General features: G+C 42.1%; 18 protein-coding genes and 1 other RNA gene. 16 read left to right on the top strand and 3 right to left on the bottom strand.

The window, feature by feature from the left end; all coding sequences use genetic code 11:
- Positions 1-23 precede the first annotated feature (23 nt).
- The 8 genes from V3C97_RS03950 to nth all read left to right on the top strand — a co-directional run bounded on the left by V3C97_RS03950 (position 24) and on the right by nth (position 6,429).
- The gene (locus V3C97_RS03950; protein WP_338433799.1) at positions 24-857 is read left to right on the top strand and encodes an LPD1 domain-containing protein; all 834 of its coding nucleotides are present in this window, start codon (positions 24-26) and stop codon (positions 855-857) included.
- A 240-nt stretch (positions 858-1,097) separates the two neighbouring features.
- On the top strand, positions 1,098-1,439 hold the full coding sequence (gene gpsB, locus V3C97_RS03945) for a cell division regulator GpsB (RefSeq protein ID WP_009554349.1): 342 nt from the start codon (positions 1,098-1,100) through the stop codon (positions 1,437-1,439).
- Between the two features lie 21 nt (positions 1,440-1,460).
- Positions 1,461-1,835: RNase P RNA component class B (gene rnpB, locus V3C97_RS03940), an RNA gene on the top strand.
- Between the two features lie 82 nt (positions 1,836-1,917).
- On the top strand, positions 1,918-3,051 hold the full coding sequence (locus V3C97_RS03935; protein ID WP_338433798.1) for a class I SAM-dependent RNA methyltransferase: 1,134 nt from the start codon (positions 1,918-1,920) through the stop codon (positions 3,049-3,051).
- Positions 3,052-3,176: 125 nt separating this feature from the next.
- A complete protein-coding gene (locus tag V3C97_RS03930; RefSeq protein WP_027826527.1) occupies positions 3,177-3,674 on the top strand; it encodes a DUF5590 domain-containing protein in 498 nt (165 codons plus the stop codon).
- 21 nt (positions 3,675-3,695) lie between these two features.
- Positions 3,696-4,880: a pyridoxal phosphate-dependent aminotransferase gene (locus tag V3C97_RS03925; protein WP_422392859.1), complete on the top strand. Its 1,185-nt coding sequence runs from the start codon at positions 3,696-3,698 to the stop codon at positions 4,878-4,880.
- A 171-nt stretch (positions 4,881-5,051) separates the two neighbouring features.
- Complete coding sequence (locus V3C97_RS03920) at positions 5,052-5,798, top strand: DnaD domain-containing protein (protein ID WP_338433796.1); 747 nt, start codon at positions 5,052-5,054, stop codon at positions 5,796-5,798.
- The gene (gene nth, locus V3C97_RS03915) at positions 5,788-6,429 is read left to right on the top strand and encodes an endonuclease III (RefSeq protein ID WP_027826529.1); all 642 of its coding nucleotides are present in this window, start codon (positions 5,788-5,790) and stop codon (positions 6,427-6,429) included. The genes V3C97_RS03920 and nth overlap by 11 nt, the downstream gene beginning before the upstream one ends.
- A 126-nt stretch (positions 6,430-6,555) precedes the next feature.
- On the opposite strand, the gene V3C97_RS03910 is transcribed toward nth, so the two are convergent.
- Both V3C97_RS03910 and recU read right to left on the bottom strand, forming a co-directional pair.
- Positions 6,556-8,826, bottom strand: coding sequence for a PBP1A family penicillin-binding protein (locus tag V3C97_RS03910; RefSeq protein WP_338433795.1), 2,271 nt, complete (start codon positions 8,824-8,826; stop codon positions 6,556-6,558).
- A 21-nt stretch (positions 8,827-8,847) separates the two neighbouring features.
- A complete protein-coding gene (gene recU, locus V3C97_RS03905; protein WP_338433794.1) occupies positions 8,848-9,459 on the bottom strand; it encodes a Holliday junction resolvase RecU in 612 nt (203 codons plus the stop codon).
- A gap of 194 nt (positions 9,460-9,653) precedes the next feature.
- On the opposite strand from recU, the gene V3C97_RS03900 reads away from it, so the two are divergent.
- The 7 genes from V3C97_RS03900 (at position 9,654) to V3C97_RS03870 (ending at position 18,746) form a co-directional block, all read left to right on the top strand.
- Positions 9,654-10,226 (top strand): DUF1273 domain-containing protein, encoded by a 573-nt coding sequence (locus V3C97_RS03900; protein ID WP_338433793.1) that lies wholly within the window; start codon positions 9,654-9,656, stop codon positions 10,224-10,226.
- A 106-nt stretch (positions 10,227-10,332) separates the two neighbouring features.
- Positions 10,333-12,426, top strand: a complete 2,094-nt coding sequence (gene topA, locus V3C97_RS03895) for a type I DNA topoisomerase (RefSeq protein WP_338433792.1) — start codon at positions 10,333-10,335, stop codon at positions 12,424-12,426.
- 180 nt (positions 12,427-12,606) lie between these two features.
- Positions 12,607-13,506, top strand: a complete 900-nt coding sequence (gene xerC, locus V3C97_RS03890) for a tyrosine recombinase XerC (RefSeq protein WP_338434524.1) — start codon at positions 12,607-12,609, stop codon at positions 13,504-13,506.
- Between the two features lie 18 nt (positions 13,507-13,524).
- On the top strand, positions 13,525-14,067 hold the full coding sequence (gene hslV / locus V3C97_RS03885) for an ATP-dependent protease subunit HslV (RefSeq protein ID WP_338434523.1): 543 nt from the start codon (positions 13,525-13,527) through the stop codon (positions 14,065-14,067).
- Between the two features lie 21 nt (positions 14,068-14,088).
- Positions 14,089-15,522, top strand: a complete 1,434-nt coding sequence (gene hslU, locus V3C97_RS03880; protein ID WP_009554373.1) for an ATP-dependent protease ATPase subunit HslU — start codon at positions 14,089-14,091, stop codon at positions 15,520-15,522.
- 223 nt (positions 15,523-15,745) lie between these two features.
- Positions 15,746-17,737 carry a transketolase gene (tkt, locus tag V3C97_RS03875; protein WP_338434522.1) on the top strand — a complete coding sequence of 664 codons (1,992 nt, stop codon included), beginning with the start codon at positions 15,746-15,748 and terminating at the stop codon, positions 17,735-17,737.
- A 190-nt stretch (positions 17,738-17,927) separates the two neighbouring features.
- Positions 17,928-18,746, top strand: coding sequence for a Cof-type HAD-IIB family hydrolase (locus V3C97_RS03870; protein WP_009554376.1), 819 nt, complete (start codon positions 17,928-17,930; stop codon positions 18,744-18,746).
- A gap of 57 nt (positions 18,747-18,803) precedes the next feature.
- On the opposite strand, the gene plsY is transcribed toward V3C97_RS03870, so the two are convergent.
- Positions 18,804-19,415 carry a glycerol-3-phosphate 1-O-acyltransferase PlsY gene (plsY, locus tag V3C97_RS03865; protein WP_338434540.1) on the bottom strand — a complete coding sequence of 204 codons (612 nt, stop codon included), beginning with the start codon at positions 19,413-19,415 and terminating at the stop codon, positions 18,804-18,806.
- 335 nt (positions 19,416-19,750) lie between these two features.
- Between plsY and parE the strand changes: the two genes are divergently transcribed.
- A complete protein-coding gene (gene parE / locus V3C97_RS03860) occupies positions 19,751-21,760 on the top strand; it encodes a DNA topoisomerase IV subunit B (protein ID WP_338434521.1) in 2,010 nt (669 codons plus the stop codon).
- Positions 21,761-21,765 lie beyond the last annotated feature (5 nt).

Below are 21,765 nucleotides of genomic sequence, written 5' to 3'. Positions count from 1 at the left end.
AGAATGAGGGACTACCTCTCAGCATGAGTGATAACTTCAAACCAATTGTTGCTGAATATCGTAATAAAGTGATTGCTTTAGAAGAAAAACCAAAGAATTTACCTAATGAAAAAAATTTGGTTAAAGCAATAGATTATTACGGCGTATCAACAGAGATTTTTGCACGAGCATTTGAACTTTACGTAAAAAATCAAGGGTTCGATACTTCGTTATTAGCGCCTGACGAGAGATTTAAGGGCGCAGAGTACGCAATTTTTGACGAGGATTTACAAGACAAAATCAATACGTTTTTCCAGGGAGAGTTCCCTGAGTTAGCGGGAAAAATTCGAGAATTCCAGAAAGAACAAGCTGAAAATCAGCAAGAAGTTCAAGCAAGCGAAAAACAAATTGAAAGCAAAGAACAAGAGAAAGAAGAAGGGATTGCTGTTCAAGAGGAATTGTCGTTAGATAACGAAACTGAGCAACAGGATAGTAGTCCAAAAGAAGCAAATAGAGAGAACGAAAAACAAAATGAAATGTCTGCAGAAGATGAGGGCACACAAAAAGAGGAATCCAAGTATGCGCCCTCTTCGCAGTCCGAAACTGCAGGCAACAGGCTACCCGACCAGGAGAACCTAGCCCATGAATTTGCGGATCCCTCTTTACTACATTTTACCGTAACCAACGAGAGAACGCAAAGAATACCGACTAACCATCATTCAATTACCGAGCATGAGTTGGATAATCTTAATAAGTTAGCTAGCGAGCTGGCCGAAACAGCGAAATTTTATAATGATGAGTTGAGTTCAGGAATCATTAATTACATTTATGTCGAGGATCAACAGGTAAAGACACTCCGTGTAAGGTTTGGCAAATAGAACTTTGCTCATTTGACAGTACTTATTTTTGAGGATAAATCGCCAAGAGACTTGTTTGATCTGGCTTCTCGGCGAGCAGGTGAGATGAGGAAGCAATACCAAAAGTTAGCTAAGTTACAAGAAAAAGCTCTCCAAAGAAATGTCCCTCGTAGCGTAATTTTTATATTGCAATTGAGGAATGCTTGCCATATAATAGACGATGTTATGGGTTAAGTTCCAAATGTAGATGAGGTGCTTACTATGGATAAAGTTAAACTTTCACCTAAAGCTATTGTTAGCAAACGGTTTAAGTCAAAAGTGCGCGGGTATGATCCTGCCGAAGTTGACGAATTTTTAGACATTGTGATTCAGGATTATGGATTGTATGCTAAGAATACTCAGCAATTAGAGATGGAAAATGATCGTTTGCGGAGCAAGGTTGATGAGTTAACCAAGCAAGTTGCTGTTGGAAAGTCAGGACAAGCATCTAGACCTGCTAATAACATGACCAATATGGATATTTTAAAGCGTTTATCTAATTTGGAGCGACATGTGTTTGGTACGCAACTCAACAATGATGACGATCAAAGTAATCGTTTTTAATTTAAGTTAATATTATGTGTAATTTTCTGGTAATCGCGGGCTATTTTTATAGTCTGAGGAAAGTCCAAGCTTGCACAGGCTGCGATGCCTGTAGTGATCGTACTTGCTGAAAAAATAAGGCAAGGCACCATTATGGTGACGGCAGACAAAAGAGCTAAGGTTTTTACTATGCTTAAGTAGTCTTGAAAAGTGCCACAGAGACGAGGAGGAGTGGAAACATTCCTAAGTGGAACGAGGTAAACCCTGCGAGCAGGTAACCCAAACTTTGGTAGGGGCGCTTCATGACGGAAATGAACTAATCATGGGGGCGAATATCCTAGTGGTATTCGGAGATAGATGATTACCACCGATTCTAGCTTCCTGGGCTGGATGACGTACGGAACGTGGCTTATAGAGGATTACATAACAGGGAACTAGGATTGTAGGTTACTCTCATCCTAGTTTTTTTATTTTTAAGAAACAATTCAAGGAGAATAAGATGAAAACATATAATTTGATTGCAACCGCAGCTGCGGGAATCGAATCAATCGTTGGCAATGAGTTACGCCACTTAGGCTATGATGTTCAGGTTGAGAATAGTCGTGTTCGTTACCACGGCACAATTGAAGACATTATCTGGACTAACCTGTGGCTTCGGACAGCTGACCGGGTCAAAATAGTGATAGCAGAGTTTGAAGCCCGCTCGTTTGAGGAATTATTCAATAAAACCGAACAGGTAGCATGGGAAGACTATTTGCCAATGAATGCTGCTTTTCCAGTTGAAGGGAAGTCACAAAAATCTATTTTGCACCATGTGCCATCAGTTCAATCAATTGTAAAAAAGGCAATTGTAGCGAAATTAAGTGCAGTTTACCATCGTCGGACCCGTTTTCCAGAAACAGGGGCTAAATACCCGCTTGAAATCAGCATCAATAAAAACCACGTGATGTTGACTTTAGATACTTCTGGAACCAGCTTATTTAAGCGGGGCTATCGGGTAGCGAAGGGGGAAGCTCCCCTGAAAGAAAACATGGCGGCAGCTCTGATTTTATTGGCACACTGGTACCCAGAACGGCCATTTGTTGATCCGGTATGTGGTTCAGGAACATTGCCAATTGAAGCAGCGATGATTGGACGTAACATTGCCCCAGGCTTTAACCGGGACTTTATCTGTGAAACATGGGATTGGATTCCAGCAAATATTAGCGAAAAAATGCGGGCTAAGGCCGATGAATTGGCCGACTATGACCGGACGTTGGATATAACTGGTTATGATATTGATGGGCGCATGATTGAAATTGCCCGACAAAACGCAGCTGAAGTGGGTTTAGCTGATGATATCGCCTTCAAACAGATGGCAGCTAAGGATTTTAAGACTGACAAGACTTATGGAACAATTGTCGCCAACCCACCATATGGGGAACGGTTAAGCGACCAAGAGCAAGTTCGCCAGCTCTACCACCAAATGGGGACAACGTATAGACCATTGAAGACCTGGGGCAAATACATTTTGACTAGTGACCTGGAATTTGAGAAGTTCTATGGCCAAAAAGCTGACAAGCGCCGCAAGCTCTATAATGGTTCACTACGGACTGACTTGTTCCAGTACTGGGCACCTCGAAAGCAAAAATAGTTTTACCAAGCGAAATGGGACTGCGAGCGGAGTTTAATTTGTTAAATTATTGATTAATACTCTTGTTTGATTACAGAATTCCGTTAAAATTAATACATGAAAACTTTGGATAGAGGAATTGAGTAATGCAAAGACAAAAAAGAAATAGGATATACCGTCTTACCGGGACAATCACCCTGGTTGTAGTGATTGCTTTGGTAGTTGTAGGGTGGATATTTTATATGCGGGCGCAGGCGCCAGTACGGGAAGCCCGCAGTGAAGCGGTTGCCTTGGCTAAGAAGAAAACGGCTCTGGTACACCCCCAAGATTTTTATTGGTTCAACCGCAAGGCAACGTACTACACTGTCGCAGGAACTGATAAAAAAGGCCGCCACATGTATGTCATCATCTCTCCTAAAGGGCAGATTTTAGTTACTAATGCCAAGGATGGAATCAGTGCGAGTCGGGCTCAAGCCATCGTGAAAAAAGACCGCCAAGCGCGGGCTATCAAGCATGTCGCTCTGGGAGTATACGACAAAAAGATCGCCTGGGAAGTAACATATACCAACAAAAATGGTCGCCTGGCATACGACTTGCTAACGTTTAAAAATGGTAGTTTAATTAAATCAATTCAAAATATTTAAAAAGAGGTAATTGGTATGGGAATTAACATTACTGACAAGATCAACGCTATCGCACCATCAGCCACCCTGGCTTTGTCAACCAAAGCTAAGGAGATGCAGGCGCAAGGAATTGACGTGATCAATTTATCAATCGGTGAACCTGATTTCAATACACCTGAGCACATTAAGCAAACAGCTATTGCGGCTATCACTGCTGGTAAGTCGGACTTTTACACACCGGCTTTGGGAATCAAAGAACTCCGGTCAGCAATCGCCACTAAGGTGACCAAGATGTTAGGAGTTCCAACTTCAGCTGACCAAGTAGCCGTCACAGCAGGGGGGAAGTTTTCCCTTTATGCCGTAACTCAAGCGGTAATTAGCGCTGGTGATGAAGTGCTAATTCCTTTGCCATACTGGGTGAGCTATGGCGAACAAGTAAAATTAGCTGCAGGAAAGCCTGTGTTCGTTCGTCCAACTGCTGCCACCGGTCGGGTTAGTGTGGCGGACTTAGAGGCTAACCGGACTGACCGGACCAAGCTACTGATCATCAATAGTCCCCAAAACCCAGCTGGGTTAGTTTATACTCGGGAAGAGTTGCAAGCGATTGGTGACTGGGCCGTTGAACATGATATTGTGATTATTGCTGACGATATGTACAGTGAGTTGATTTACAATGGCAACCAATTCACATCCATTTGGCAACTTTCAGCGGCTATTCGTGAACAAACTATTTTAGTCAGTGGTTTTTCCAAGACTTATGCGATGACTGGCTGGCGGGTGGGTTACACCGTTGCGCCCCAGTGGTTCATCAAGAAACTAGGAAGCTTTATCGGGCATACTACCAGCAATATTGCAGCAGTTAGTCAATATGCAGCCTTAGCAGCCGCTACTGGACCACAAACCTGCGTGGAAGAAATGCGCCTTCAGTACGAGCAACGGCTCAATACTATTTATCCGTTGTTAAGTGCGATCCCTGGGGTAGATCTCCAAAAGCCCGCCGGTGCATTTTATATGTTCCCTAATGTCAAAAAGACCGCCACAATGTGTGGTTATTCGACCGTGAGTGATTTCTGTACGGCATTGCTCGAACAAGCCCACGTAGCAGTTGTTCCTGGGGTTGCCTTCGGGATGGATGAACATATTCGCTTGAGCTATGCAACTAGCATGGAAAACCTCATGGAAGCAGTTAAACGTTTAGATAAATTTGTTCAGCAACACCTACAATAGAAAGTAATAAACACGTTCAGTGACGATGCTGGGCGTGTTTATTTATTTTATCCAAAAACAACAATAGAATGTTACCTTAACTATAATGTAAAAAAACATGTTTACAGCAGGGTTTAGGTTGACGTAATTTCTCTAAGAGTCGATACTTAATTAAGAGAGAGTAGTAAAGGAATGAAGCAAATGGATGCGCAATTAAGACAATATTTAGCAGCAGGGACAGTCACAGTTTCCCGCTTACTAGTCAATAATTATCGCAAAATAGGGTTAAGTGAGACGGAGTTAGTCCTCTTTTTGCAGCTCCAAGAACAATTTCAATTTGGACAACAAGAAGTTGATATCGATAAGATCGCGCAAAATATGGAAATCCCCTCAGAAAAAGTCTTTACGTTGTTATACGGAATGGTGGAAAAAAAGTTGTTAACTATTGCACCAGTTGAAGATGCAGAGGGAAAAAAGCATGATCAATATGATTTTAGTCAGCTATATACAGAACTGTTTAAGGTGCTTACGGCAGCTGAACGTCCGGAACTAACGACTGTCAAAGATGACCGCCGTTTATCAAAAGTCGATGTCTTTAACCGGTTTGAAGTTGAATTTGGCCGTGATTTTAGCCCAATGGAGATTCAAACTATTGATGGGTGGTTGACAGAAGACCACTATCAACCCGACTTGATTTTGGCGGCTTTGAAGGAAGCGGTCATTAATAGTGCCTTGAGCTTACGCTATATTGACCAAATTTTAATGAATTGGGAAAAGAAAAATATCAAAACTGCTAAAGCGGCGGCTGACTATCTTAAAAAGAGGCACCAAGCGCAGAGCTTTGTGCAGCCAGCATCGCCACAAAGCAGTGCAGAAAAACTGCCACCAATTCCACTAATCCACTGGTCAGATGATCAAGGTGATAAAAATGCTAAGTAAAGATCAAATTGAATTAGCTATTGCGACCATGCGGGAGAAGTATCCCCAAGCTCGGACATCGTTGGTTGCCGATACAGATTTTCACTTTCTTCTCGCTGTGATTTTGAGTGCCCAGGCAACAGATAAGTCGGTAAACTTAGTTACTCCGGCCTTATTTGCCCGTTTTCCTACGCCCAATGACTTAGCCCAGGTCACAGCGACTGATGTCGAACCATACATCAAGACAATCGGTTTATACCGAAACAAGGCCCGGTACCTAGTGGCTTGTGCGCAAAAACTGGTTACTGACTACGGAGGAGTAGTACCGGCACAGCGAGAGGAGCTAGTAAAGTTGCCCGGTGTAGGGCGGAAAACCGCAAATGTAGTCTTATCTGAACGGTTTGGTGTCCCGGCATTTGCGGTTGATACTCACGTTAGTCGGATTGCCAAACGCCTGCAGATCGTTGCAGCAGACGCTTCAGTGACCCAGATAGAAAGAAAATTTATGGATAGCCTGCCCCCAGAAAAGTGGCTTGATGCGCACCATGCGTTGATCTTTTGGGGACGGTACTGGTGTACTGCACGACAGCCACATTGTGCAACTTGTCCCTTGCTCAATATTTGCGCGTATGGGCAAGAACAAGCGAAATAATACAGTTAGCAGGCTTAAAATTCCTAGTTCAGCAAAATTAATGTAGCCAAAGAAAACCCCCATAATTGGAATTGATCCAACTATGGGGGTTTATTTTATGCTAGTTTAACAATTTGCTGATGAGCATCATGAGTGGCCGTTATTCCCATTGTTGCTTGGGGTTGTCGGCGGGGTTGAATTTGATGCCGGGGCAGAACTACTGCTGGACTGGGTACTTGAAGCAGTAGTAGCTGCTGAAGATGATGACGAACTCGAACTATCTGATGAACTTGAACTGCTGTCATCAGATGAACTAGAGGACTTGTCAGAGCTTGATGAACTCGATGAACTGGAGGATTCTTTCTTCTTATCATCGTTATCAATAGATAAGACAGGTCCTGATCCAGCCAAGTACAATTCGCGGTTACCGCGAACGTATTTAACATAAACATCACTCGGCTTAGTCCAGTCCGTGCTTTCTTTGTCTTGCATCATATAAGCCATCATCTGCTGGTAGAATTGACTAGCAAGTCGCGACGCAGAAGGGCTGAGATAATTTCCTGGTTCATATGGATGATCATACCCAGTCCAAATGGACATTGAGTACTGTTTAGTATAGCCATTAAACCATGAATCCATATCAGCACTAGCAGGAAATTGGCTTGCGACATCATCTGGGTAAGCGTTAGTCCCCGTTTTACCGGCTTGGTAGATTCCGGCAATCCGGGCACCAGTCCCGGTCCCTTTGGTGATAACTTGCTTAAGCATGTCTGTGATCATGTAAGCTGTGGAACTCTTCATTGCCCGTGTTCCGGAACTAGAATAATTCTTAACATCACCATCAGCAGTAACAATTGTTCTAATGTAAGAAGGCTTGTAGTATGTTCCTCCATTAGCAAAAGCAGCGTAGGCAGCAGCATTTTGCAATGTAGAAGAAGGCATCCCAATCCCGTTTTGGAATTCCAGATCTTTTTTATAAGAAAAACCAAGTTTCTGGATAAAATCTTGAGATCGGGTGATCCCGACTGATTGCAAAGCTCTAATAGCCGGGATATTACGGGATTCGATCAATGCTTGGCGCATAGTCATCTTCCCTTTATAAGAGTGATCAAAGTCGTTCAGTTGGATATTAGTCCCTGGGTAAACGTACTTACTATCGTCCAAAACATGGTATGTTGCCCAGTCAAGGTATTCGATAGCTGGTCCATAATCCATCAGCGGTTTTGCAGTCGAACCATTAGTTCGATCCGTCTGGACAGCCCGGTTCAAACCATAAGTTACATTACCGGTCTTTCGTCCCCCCAACATAGCAATAACTGCACCGTTACGTGGGTTGACAACCGTTGCTGCAATTTGGAACTTGTTATCCGGGAAAATGAAGCTCGTATCATCATTAGCTAAATTATAAAGCTTCTTTTGGTAGTCCATATTGAGGTTAGTATAAATCCGTAAACTTCCTGAGTATGGATCATATCCCTTAGCCTTAGCATCAGCAATAACTTGTTTGAGGTAAGGATCGGCGATCTTTGCCTTTTTAGAAACCTGCGATGCAGGGCGTTGTTTCTTCAAGCCATAGGTAATACTTTCCTGCTTGGCTTGGGCAGCTTGCGCGGCAGTGATTTTGCCATTATTTGCCATTGCATCTAGAACTTCATTCCGCCGTTGGGTAGCCAGCTGCTTGTTGGAGTATGGGTTATAGTCAGTTGGTGCATTAGGGATACCAGCGATCAGGGCTGTTTGAGCTAAATCGAGATTCTTCAAGCTCTTACCATAGTAATAGCGCGAAGCTGTCTGCATCCCGTAACATCCGTTTCCCATAAAGACCTTGTTGACATAGAATGTCAAGATTTGATCTTTGTCATACATACGGTCAAGTTGCAAAGCTAGCCAAGCTTCTTGAGATTTACGTTTTAATGTTTGATCAGACCGCTTAGTTGAGAAATATGATAGCTTGATTAGCTGTTGTTCTAACGTACTACCACCTTGGAGACCATCGGAGCCCCCAGTGAGGTTGGCCCAGGCAGCTCCAGCAATTCGGAAAGGATCAACCCCGTGGCTCTTGTAGAAACGTTTGTCTTCGATAGAAACCACAGCGTTTTTAAGTTGTTGTGGGATCTCATTACTATGAGCATAATCCCGGTTTTCCGTACCTAGTGAAGTGATCTTGTGATTGCTAGCGTCATAAATAATAGTTGAACCCGAACTTTCAAGACGGGTTGCAGTTAACCGGGGGGCTTGTGATGCGTAAACAAAAAACAATGTCGCTCCTCCGACTACCATTAAGAGTATGAAAGCTAAAACACCTAGGATTATCTTTTTGGCGAGGCTCTTATTTGCCGGTTTTTTTGCGCCTCGTCGGCTTTTTTCCTCTTCGTGTCGCCGTGCAACACGCGAATACTTAGGATCGTTATCTGCCATATTGATTAAATCTCCTTATTATTATTGGATCGTTGCCATAAATTTATCCACTGCATCCAGGTAGGGCACCGTAGGGTTGATATGATATTGAATCGCATAGCCTGCCTGGATAATGGCTTGCTTAGGGATAGATTTTCTACCTGTGGCTTGTTGTTGCCAATAGTCAAATAAAACCCGCGCTGGAAGTAAGAAAATCTCTTGAGTTTGCGTGAATTTAATTATAGTGAAACAAATTCCCCCCTGGGCCACACATGCCCGCATGTGCTGCACTTGGTGTTCGTGAAAGTTTTTTAGCGGAAATGAAGTTTTGTTTTTGGTCTCTTTAGCTTCAAAGTCAATATACTTTCCTTTATATACACCATTGTAATCGGTCGTCGATGGCGTCTTAAAATATGCCTCTTTGATTACTGCCGCGCTTCGCTTGGGGTAATTAACATCAACTATTTGGACGGGTATTGGTTTTTTATGGACAACAGCAATACCGTGAGTCAGGTAGTATTGATTACTAGCGTTGATCTCTTGTTCCAGTGACATCCCCCGGTTACCATAAATAACCTGTGATGAAACTGATTTTTTCTTTGCGGAATGATCAAACTCATGAAAGAGCCTTCCGCCAGGATATCGGATTGCCACTCGCATCCCTCCCTATCGATTGGAATTATACCACAATTAACCGTGAGAACGCCTAAATTGTTTTAGTTGCGCGCACTGTGCTAATGTTTGCAAAATTCTTTTGCTTAGAAAGTCTTTTATAAAAGTTGATTTTTGTTATGATGAGAACAATGCTTTTGAAATGTATATAATTAATAGTATTCAAAGGAGGAACCTTGATGCGGTTATGGATTACTGGTTATCGAAGTTATGAGCTGGGAGTCTTTCAGGAAAAAGACGAAAAAATTGCAGTGATTAAACATGTTTTGTGCAACGCTCTGGTTGATCAGTTAGATGAGGGCTTGGAATGGGTTCTTACAGGAGGACAGTTAGGAGTTGAACAGTGGGCTGTTGAAACTGCCTTAGCAATGAAAAAAGAGTATTCGGAGTTAAAGGTGGCCCTAATGGAACCATTTTTAGATTTTGGGAATAGGTGGCAGGAGAATAAGCAACTCCACCTGGCAGATTTACGGCGTCAAGTAGACTTCAATGAAGTGGTAGTTCAGGCTCCCTATAATAACCCCCAGCAACTACGGCAGTACCAGCAATTTATGGTGGAGCATACTGATCGGTGTCTGCTGATTTATGATCCCCAGTATCCGGGCAAATCGCAGTATGATTTTAAGTATGTCAAACGTTACATTGAACAGGAAAAGACGGACTATCAACTGACTCTCATAAGTATGGACGAGCTGCAAGATCAGGCCAACGAGTATCTGGAATTTGGGCGCCAGCGCGAAGAAAACTAACATATAATTGAGAGGGCATGCTTGACAAAAGACGGGTAAATCCATACGATATATATCGATTTGAACATTGATTAAAATTATTAAAGAAAGAAAAGGAGTTGGGTTAATGCCAACGACCCAAAAGAAACGTAAAAAACCTCGGAAGAATCTAGTTATTGTTGAATCACCTTCTAAAGCTAAGACAATCGGCAAGTATCTAGGTTCACGCTACAAAGTAATGGCTAGTTTAGGCCATATTCGCGACCTTCCTAAGAGCAAGATGGGGGTCGATATTGAAAATAATTACGAACCACATTATATTTCTATTCGTGGCAAGGGTGACGTAATTAAAGAGCTACGCAAGGAAGCCAAAAAAGCAGCCCATGTATACTTGGCATCTGACCCGGACCGTGAAGGGGAAGCTATCGCATGGCACTTGTCTTACCTTTTAGGCTTGGATCCAAACGGAAAAAACCGGGTTGTCTTTAACGAAATCACGAAAGACACCGTTAAAAATGCCTTTAAGAATCCCCGCTCAATCGATATGAACTTGGTTGATGCCCAACAAGCACGGCGGGTTTTGGACCGCTTGGTGGGTTATTCTATCTCGCCATTATTATGGGCTAAAATCAAAAAAGGCTTGTCAGCTGGGCGAGTGCAATCTATCGCTTTAAACTTGATTATCAAGCGGGAACGCGAAATCAAAGAATTTAAACCAGAAGAATACTGGAAGATTGATAGTGAATTTAAGAAGGGAAAAACTAAGTTTGCGGCCGATTATCATGATCTGGATGGTGCCCTGAAGAAACTTCACACCAATGAGGATGTTCAAACAGTTTTACAACGGATTGATAAGCAACAGCCATTTACCGTTGCCACCGTCAAGCGCAAGGAACGCAAACGGCAAGCTCCCTTACCGTTTACTACTTCCACCATGCAACAAGCGGCTAACAATATCTTGAAGTTTAGAACAGCCAAGACGATGATGGTTGCCCAACAGCTGTATGAAGGTATCAATATCGGGTCTGGAACAGTAGGGTTGATTACTTATATGCGGACGGATTCAACACGGATTGCCTCTGTGGCTAAGCATGAGGCGGCCACCTATATTCATGAAAACTTAGGGGCAGAGTATGCAGCTAATAGTCCACGCAAAGGGAAGTTACCTGAAGGGGCTCAGGATGCCCACGAAGCTATTCGGCCTTCTTCAGTGATGCGGACACCACAGGAACTTGAAAAGTACCTAAGCAAAGACCAGATGAAGCTTTATTCATTGATATGGTCGCGTTTTGTTGCTTCACAGATGACGCCAGCGGTCTACGATACGATGACGGTTGATATTACTCAAAATGGCGTTACTTTCCGGGCTAATGGGTCAAAACTCAAGTTTTCGGGCTTTAGTAAGGTATACACTGTTTCAAAGCACAAAGATAATATTCTCCCTGAACTCAATGAAGGCGACGAAGTAGAGTTGGTTAAAACTAGTCCCAACCAATTGTTCACAACGCCGCCAGCCCGCTATACTGAAGCAACTTTGATTAAGACTCTGGAAAGCAATGGGGTTGGGCGCCCTTCGACTTATGCGCCGACCTTGAGCACTATTCAAAAACGTTATTATGTGCGGTTAGTTACCCGTAAGTTTGAACCAACTGAATTAGGGGAAATTGTCAACAAAATGATCGAAGATTGTTTCCCTGATATCTTGAATGTTGCGTTTACAGCTGACTTGGAAAGTAAGTTAGATGAAATTGAAGATGGTAAACAAGAATGGGTTAAAGTCATTGATAGCTTCTACCAACCGTTTGCTAAGGAAGTCGCAACAGCAGAGAAAAAGCTCGAAAAAGTTAAGATTAAAGATGAGCCAGCCCACATTGATTGCGACATCTGTGGTGCACCGATGGTAATTAAATTAGGACGTTTTGGAAAGTTCTATGCTTGCAGTCGGTTCCCAGACTGTCGGAATACTAAACCAATTATTAAAAAGATTGGAATTACTTGTCCAAAATGTCAAAAAGGTGATGTCGTTGAACGCAAGTCCAAGAAGAATCGAACTTTCTATGGTTGTTCGCGCTATCCTGACTGTGACTTTGTTTCATGGGATAAGCCAGTTGGACGCGACTGTCCACGGTGTCAGCATTTCTTGATCTACAAAAAGACCAAGAAAGGAATGCAAGTTAAATGTCCTAATGGTGACTACGAAGAAGCATTGCAGGAAAATTAAATAATGGCTAAAAACATGGAAGTGAAGCCACTCCATGTTTTTTAATTTGTAATCTGGATATGTTATAATTGTTTGCGAACAAACGTTTGTTAAGTGGTGTTTAAAAAAGTTAAAAGGGCTTATTATTTTCTTGACTAACCTTGACCAAAGTTAGAAAATGACTAGAAAGTGGGTGAATTCATGGAAAAAGAGTGGCTTAATGAGTTTAAACGTTATCTATTGGTTGAGCGCCAATACTCAGACAATACTGCTACGGCTTATCTGAAGGATATTAAACACTTCAGTGATTTTTTGCAGGCTAATGGTGGTAGTAGTTCTTTTGCTGATGTTGGTAAGTTTGATGTCCATGTTTATATGAGTTATTTATATGACCAGAATTATCGAATAACGACCGTTTCACGAATGGTATCAAGTTTACGATCCTTTTACCATTTTCTGGATAAAAATGGCTACTGCCAGGATAATCCGTTTGCCTATGTCCAATTAAAGCGCCAACCACGGAGTCTGCCACGTTTCTTTTATATGCAAGAGATGCAGGCACTTTTCGATGCTACTACTGGGGATGATCCAATATTGACTCGCGACCGTGCTTTGTTAGAAACCTTGTATGGGACTGGGATGCGGGTTAGTGAGTGTACTGGTCTGACCCTAGCAGCAATTGACTTTAATACTCATTCTATGCTGTTGCACGGGAAAGGAAATAAAGAGCGGTACGTTCCGTTTGGTAGCTATTGTGCGGAAGCATTGCAGAAGTATTTTCAAACTTACCGTACACCAGTGATGCAGAAGTATCACAAGGAACATGACTATGTTTTCATCAACCACTATGGGGATCCAATAACAGCTGCAGGAGTAACATATGTTTTGCAGAAGATTATTGAACGTAGTTCGTTGACAACAAGTATTCACCCCCATGAACTACGCCACACTTTTGCAACCCATATGATGAACAACGGGGCTGATCTGCGTAGTGTACAGGAGCTACTGGGTCACAGTAGCTTATCGACTACTCAGATATACACTCACATCACAACCGAACACTTGCAACGTGATTATCAGAAATACTTTAAACGAAAGTAACCAGAAAGGGGAATATATATGAGCGTATCATTTCATGCAACCACTATTTGTGCGGTAAAGCATGCCGGACACACGGCTATGGCTGGAGACGGTCAAGTAACGATGGGTGAAAAAGTAATTATGAAGGGGACCGCCAAAAAGGTTAGACGAATTTACAATGGCAATGTAGTAGTAGGCTTTGCTGGTAGTGTTGCTGACGCTTTTAATTTAGAAGAACGTTTTGAAAAAAAGCTCAGTGAGTATAGTGGTAACCTTCAACGGGCAGCGGTCGAGTTAGCTCAAGAATGGCGAAGTGACCAAACATTACAGAAGCTAGAGGCGTTACTAATTGTGATGGATAAAGATAACTTACTATTGGTTTCTGGATCAGGGGAGGTTATCGAACCAGACGATGGCATTCTGGCCATTGGGTCAGGAGGTAATTATGCTTTAGCGGCCGCTAAAGCCATGGTCCGCCATGCTGCTACTATGTCCGCCGAAGACATTGCTCGAGAAGCTATTGGGATAGCAGGCGATATTGATATCTTCACTAACCACAACATTATTAGTGAGACGCTATAAACAGACAAAGGATGGGATACGATGAATCCAATTGATAAAACGCCAAAGCAAATTGTTGCTGAATTAGATCAGTTTATTGTTGGACAAACGGCAGCTAAAAAAGCCATTGCTGTGGCCTTACGCAACCGGTATCGGCGGTTACAGTTAGCTAAAGACTTGCAAGATGAGATCACGCCTAAGAACCTTTTGATGATTGGACCTACTGGGGTAGGGAAGACAGAAATTGCACGTCGCTTAGCTAAAATTGTTAACGCACCGTTTGTTAAGGTAGAAGCAACTAAGTTTACTGAAGTAGGCTATGTGGGCCGGGATGTTGAATCAATGGTTAGGGACTTGGTTGAAGTTGCATACGGTTTGGTTGAGAAGTCTATGTACAAGGAAGTTCGGGGGCAAGCTCTCAAGAAAGCCAATAACCGCCTAGTCAAGCTTTTGGTTCCGGCACAAAAGCAAAATACAAATAGTAATTCAACCAATGATTTCTTCAAGATGATGCAAGAAATGCAGCAAAGTATCCAGAATGGACAAAATCCCTGGATGGGAGCAAAAAATCAAGAAGATGAAGGAACTGTAACGGATGAAATCAAGAATCAACGAATGTCCGTGGCTGAGCAGTTACGAAATGGCTTACTAGAACAGCAAGAAGTGACATTATTGGTTGATGATCCTAGTCAAAAGTTTAAAAATGAGGCTGGAATGCTAGGACAGATGGGGATAGATTTATCCGATACTTTGGGCGCTATGATGCCCCAAAAGAAAGTCGAACGGACTATGACAGTAGCTGAAGCCCGCGAATATTTAATTCGAGAAGAATCAGCTAAATTAGTCAACAGTGCCGATTTGGCGGATGCAGCTATCAAGAAAGCTGAAAATACAGGCATTATTTTTATCGATGAAATTGATAAGATCACTTCTAAGAACAGTAATAATAACGGAAGTGTCTCCCGCGAAGGGGTTCAACGAGACATTTTGCCGATTGTGGAAGGATCACAGATCAAGACAAAGTATGGCCTAGTTAATACCGACCATATCTTATTTATTGCTTCAGGGGCTTTCCATGAGTCTAAGCCAAGTGATTTGATCGCAGAATTGCAAGGGCGGTTCCCAATTCGAGTTGAATTAGATGATTTAACCGAAGAAGATTTCGTAAAGATTCTTACAGAACCAAATAATGCATTGATTAAGCAATATATAGCTATGATTGGTACAGATAACATCAAAGTGACGTTTACTATCGAGTCAATCCACAAGATGGCACAAATTGCCTACCAAGTAAATCACGAAACTGAAAATATCGGTGCCCGGCGTTTGCATACGATTCTTGAAAAGTTATTAGAAGATATTCTGTATGAGGGACCAGATATGGAAATGGGCGAGATCACGGTAACTGAAGCATATGTTACTGAGAAGATCGGCAATATTGTTAAAGATAAGGATCTTAGCCGTTATATTTTATAAACATTACAGAGTCAGCCGGAGGGGTTGACTCTTTTTGTATACACAGGTTAGCCTTATTTTGAACTAAATTCATAATAAAAAGTTACTTTAACCTATAACAAAATATATTAAGAAACAGGGAATTCCCTGCGGTCCTACTAATATTGCTGGTAACCTCGTTCATTTTAGTTTATAGTAGATTCGAATAGGCAAATAGCTATCACTATTGTAAGGAGAGATTTCCGTGTTTGATAAAATTGATGAATTAAGCGTTAATGCTATTAGAACACTTAGTATCGATGCAATTCAAAAGGCTAACTCTGGTCACCCAGGGTTACCATTAGGGGCTGCCCCTATGGCTTATGTCCTCTGGGCTAAGCAAATGAATATTAATCCTGCAACCCATCTGAATTGGGTTAACCGCGACCGTTTTATCCTGTCTGCTGGTCACGGTTCATCTATGCTTTATAGTTTGTTACACCTGGCTGGCTATGAAGTTTCAATTGATGATCTCAAGAATTTCAGACAATGGCAAAGCAAGACCCCTGGTCACCCAGAATATGGTCACACTGATGGGGTCGAAGCTACTACTGGTCCTTTAGGTCAAGGGATTTCCATGGCAGTTGGGATGGCAATGGCTGAAGCTCATTTAGCTGCTAAGTTTAATAAGCCAAACTTCCCTGTAATGGACCACTATACTTTCACTTTATGCGGTGATGGCGACTTAATGGAAGGTGTTTCTCATGAAGCAGCTTCATTGGCAGGGCACCTTAAATTAGGGAAGTTGATCGCTCTTTACGACTCAAATGATATCTCTCTTGATGGCCCAACATCTGCTGCTTTCACTGAAAACGTGGGGCAACGCTTTGAAGCTTATGGTTGGCAACACATTGTGGTTAAGGATGGCAATGATCTCGCTGCAATTAATGCTGCTATTGAAGAAGCTAAGCAAGAAACAAGCAAGCCTACTTTAATTGAAGTTAAGACTGTTATTGGCTTTGGGGCTCCTAAAGCGGGGACTAATGCTGTCCACGGTGCACCATTGGGCGCTGAAGGTGTCAAGGAAACTAAAGCCGCTTTAAACTGGGATTATCCAGAATTTACAGTTCCTGATGAAGTATATGCACGTTTCAAACGTGATATTGCTGAAGCCGGCGCTCAACAAGAAGCTGCTTGGAACGAAATGTTTGCTAAATATGCTGCTGAGTATCCAGAATTGGCCCAAGCATTCAAGGCATCCTTTACAAACGAATTACCAGCTAACTTAGCTAGCGCTGTGCCAACCTATACTACTGAAAGTATTGCTTCACGGGCTGCAAGTGCAAATGCAATCAATGCTATTGCTCAAGAGATGGATAATCTTTGGGGTGGGGCAGCTGATCTTTCAAGTTCTAACAAGACTATGATCTCTGGTAGTGCTGACTTCCAACCAGATTCATATGCTGGCCGAAACATCTGGTTCGGGGTACGTGAATTTGGAATGGCTTGCGCTATGAACGGGATCTTACTTCATGGTGGAACACGGGTCTTTGGCGGAACTTTCTTCGTATTTACGGATTACTTGCGGGCAGCAATTCGCTTATCAGCCCTGCAACACATCCCAGCTATCTATGTTTTGACTCACGATTCTGTTGCTGTCGGTGAAGACGGACCAACTCATGAACCAATTGAACAATTAGCAAGCTTGCGGGCAATGCCAAATGTGCAAGTCCTTCGCCCAGCTGACGGAAATGAAACATCAGCAGCTTGGTTAACTGCACTTGAAACAACTGACAAGCCAACTGTTCTTGTTTTAAGTCGGCAAAACTTAGCAACATTACCACAAAACTTTGCTAATGCTTTGGCGGGAATGCGCATGGGTGGTTATATTGTTTCGCCTGCTCAAGGTACCCAAGAAGGGATCTTGTTGGCAACTGGATCAGAAGTTAACTTGGCTTTAGCTGCTCAAAAGGAATTAGCTGCTCAAGGTCACGCGGTTTCCGTTGTGTCACTGCCAAGTTTCGATCGCTTCAAAGCCCAAAGTGCAGAATATCGTAATAGTGTATTGCCAGCTACTATTACTAAACGTTTGAGCATCGAAGCAGGCTCCACATTTGGTTGGGGTGAATTTGTTGGCACTGCCGGCAAATCCCTAGGAATTGACGAATTTGGCGCATCCGCACCAGGTGAAAAGGTCTTAGCTGAATATGGCTTCACAGTTGAAAACGTTGTGGCTGCATATTTATCAATGGATTAAAACCCAGCTCCTAGGCTGATAGTTAAATTTTTACAGGAAACTAGCATTGGTTAGTTTCCTGTTTTTTTATTCTATGAAAAAATCCCTCTAATAATTAGCAGGTTTTTCTGAGCGTCTTATTAGAATCATTGTTATGTGGGCAAGTTTTTGATAGATTAAAATGGAAAAGCATATATTCGGAGGACTAGAAATGGCGCAAATTAAGTTAGTAGCTAGTGATATTGACGGTACTTTGTTGAATAGTGATAAAAAAATCTCATACCGGACAATCGAAACAGTTGAAAAGCTCAAACAAATGGGTGTGCATGTGGTTTTATGTTCAGGCCGTCCTGTTAGTGGGGTGATGCCTCACCTGAAGAAATTAGGCTTAACAGACCACGACAACTACGTGATCACGTTCAATGGGGCTAAATCATCCAACGTCACTAACACTAAAGTGATCAAGACGCATCCGTTGGGCTATGATGATTTTGTTAAGTTTCATGACTTAGCTCAAAAACTCGGTTTTGGGATGCAAGTTGTAACGTTAAAATCTGAAATTTTCACAACTTCAGCTAATATCAGCAAGTATACAGTGCGTGATGCTTTTAATACCAACATGCAAATTAAGTATCGTCCCGCAGATCTGATTAGTCCTGATATTGAAATTGCTAAGATCATGTTTGTTGACGATCCTACTCGCATTAGTAAGTTAGGCGGTCAACTTCCTAAAGAAATCTTAACCGACTACTATGCTGTGCGAACAGGATCATGGTCATTTGAATTCATGAATAAAGATGCTTCCAAGGGGAATGCCCTAATGGATTTATGTGAGTATTTAGGCATTGACCCCGCTGAAACCATGGCCATTGGCGACCAGAACAATGATTTAACTATGCTAGAAAAAGCCGGTATCGGCGTGGCAATGGCTAACGGGAATGACCTGGTCAAAAAGACTGCTGATGTTTTGACACCATCCAACGATGATGATGGTGTTGCTCAGGCTATGGAGCGCTATATTTTGAAGTAGAATTAAGCGAATAAAAAAGATCATTCAGTGATACAAATTCACTAAATGATCTTTTTTTTAGTTATGCCTTTTTTTGTAACCTAACCCAAACGGTACCATGTTTTCGGTCCCATTCTTTATTCGCTCGATGTTGCTCCAATGACGAATAAAAACAAAAATAGTTAATACCACTGCAACTGTTGTTAGCAGACCGTCTTGGAAGAAAAAGGATACGATACTTAGTAATGTGAAACCTACCATGCTAGCTACACTAACCATGCTTGTCAAATAAAGGGTAGTTAAAAAGAATGCCCATGCAATGACAAAGAAGAGGGGATTATAGACGAGTAAAACCCCAACACTAGTTGCTACGGCTTTACCCCCTTTAAACCCTGCAAAAATTGGGAAAGCATGACCTAAGATCGCAGATAAACCGATTAACAGAGCATTGACATGAACGCCGAAGAAAAAGGGAAGTAAGGCGGTCAAACTACCCTTTAACATATCCAAAAGCAAAACAGTAATACCAGCTTTTTTGCCTAAGACACGAAAAGTGTTGGTTGTTCCCATATTCCCACTACCGTAGTTACGGATATCTTTATTAAAAAAATACTTTCCGATCCATACTCCTGAAGGGATTGATCCCAGTAGATATCCAATAATAATCATAATGATTATTTTTAGATCGATACTCATAAAGTGAGTAGCCTCCTTTAATAAGTTACGTACAGAGCCAGTAACTTTTACTAATTAAATAGAATGTTAACAGTGCTATTAATTTCTCCTTTGAAAAAACACCACGAGCCCGGCTTTTTCTGACATCAGGCAATCAGTCACTATCAGTGTTCTTATTGATAAAAACACCAATAGTACAATTCTATCACAAGATGACCTAAGCGGTTGGCAAATATCGATTTCAGAACATATATTCGCTATGTTATAATAAACATTAAGACTTTACGAATTAATCTTTTTTATATACTATTGATTAGTTCTCAAAATTAATAATAAAGGGGCTTCAATTTATGACTACACCAAATTATGATGATAATTCAATTCAAGTTCTAAAGGGACTTGAAGCTGTTCGTAAGCGCCCCGGAATGTACATAGGTTCCACTGACTCTAAGGGGCTTCATCATTTGGTCTATGAAATAGTTGATAACGCAATTGATGAGGCATTATCAGGATATGGTAAAGAAATCAATGTTGTAATTCACAAAGATGATGCGATTACCGTAGTTGATAACGGTCGGGGAATGCCTGTTGGGATGCACGAAACAGGGATTCCTACTGTTGAAGTGATTTTTACTGTTCTCCATGCAGGGGGAAAGTTTGGTCAAGGAGACTATAAAACTTCTGGTGGCCTCCACGGTGTAGGGGCATCGGTAGTAAATGCTTTGTCGACTAAACTAACTGTTAATACTGTCCGTGACGGTGTGGAATACGAAGAAGATTTCGTCAATGGTGGGCAACCAGTTGGTACATTACGGCGGATCGGAAAGACGAAAAAAAAGAGCGGCACAACCGTAACCTTCAAACCTGACCCAGCAATCTTCTCGACTACCCATTACAAATTCTCTGTTCTAGCTGAACGCTTGCGGGAATCAGCTTTTCTACTTAAAGGGATAAAAATCACCCTTACTGATGAGCGAACAGGGCAAGCAGAGATCTTCCAATTTGATGAAGGCATCAAAGAATTCATTACCTACTTAAATGAAGATAAGGATACTATCGGCAGTATCATGTATTTCGAAGGCAAAAAAGACGGAATCGAAGTTGAAGTTGCTGCCCAATATAATGACCGTTACACCGAGACCATACTCTCCTTTGTCAACAATGTCCGAACTAAGGATGGCGGTACGCATGAAGTGGGTATGAAAACTGCGTGGACTAAAGCTTTCAACGAATACGCACGGAAGGTAAAACTGCTTAAAGAAAGTGACAAGAATCTCGAAGGTTCTGATGTCCGTGAAGGACTGTCAGCAGTAGTTTCGGTCCGTGTTCCTGAAAAACTCCTTCAATTTGAAGGCCAAATAAAGGGAAAACTAGGTACAGCCGAGGCGCGCCAAGTGGTTGACAATATCGTCAACAAGCAGTTAACTTACTACCTGATGGAAAATGGCGAATTTGCTCAAGACTTAGTCCGCAAAGCTATAAAAGCCCGCGAGGCGCGGGAAGCAGCTCGGAAAGCTCGCGATGCCAGCCGAAGTGGTAAGAAACACAAAAAGAAAGAACGTCTTCTTTCCGGTAAGTTAACTCCCGCACAATCTAAAAATGCTAAGAAAAATGAACTTTTCCTTGTCGAAGGCGATTCAGCGGGTGGTTCTGCAAAGCAGGGACGTGACCGAAAGTTCCAAGCAATCTTACCATTGCGGGGCAAGGTGTTAAACACTGAAAAGGCAAGTCTTGAAGACATCAGCAAGAATGAAGAAATTAATACCATGATTTATACCATTGGTGCTGGTGTTGGACCCGACTTTAATATTGCGGACGCTAACTATGACAAGATTATTATCATGACGGATGCTGATAATGACGGGGCACATATTCAAACTCTTTTGCTAACCTTTTTCTACAAATATATGCGACCAATGCTGACGAGCGGTAAGGTTTATATTGCATTGCCGCCTTTGTATAAATTGCAAAAAAATACCCGCGGGAAACAGTCTGTACGCTATGCTTGGACCGATGGTGAACTCGAACAAACAATTAATAAGTTAGGTACAGGCTATCAACTCCAACGCTTCAAGGGATTAGGTGAAATGAATGCCGATCAACTTTGGGAAACAACGATGAATCCTGCCACTCGGACCTTAGTACGGGTGACCATCGATGATGCTGCCTTAGCTGAAAAGCGGGTAACCACTTTGATGGGAGACAAGGTTGAACCCCGGCGTAAATGGATCGAACAAAACGTTAAGTTTACTTTAGAAGAAGAAGGTAGCCTTTTGGATAATGCTATCGCTGAAGAAGCACATGGCTTGACGGATAGTGCTGCCATTGATGAAAAATTACGTCAAAATAAAAATTATTAATTTTA

This window comes from Ligilactobacillus saerimneri, assembly GCF_036689625.1.
GTDB lineage: Bacteria > Bacillota > Bacilli > Lactobacillales > Lactobacillaceae > Ligilactobacillus > Ligilactobacillus saerimneri.
The sequence above is the reverse complement of the archived record's forward strand: the minus strand, read 5'-3'. Positions and strand labels throughout refer to the sequence as shown.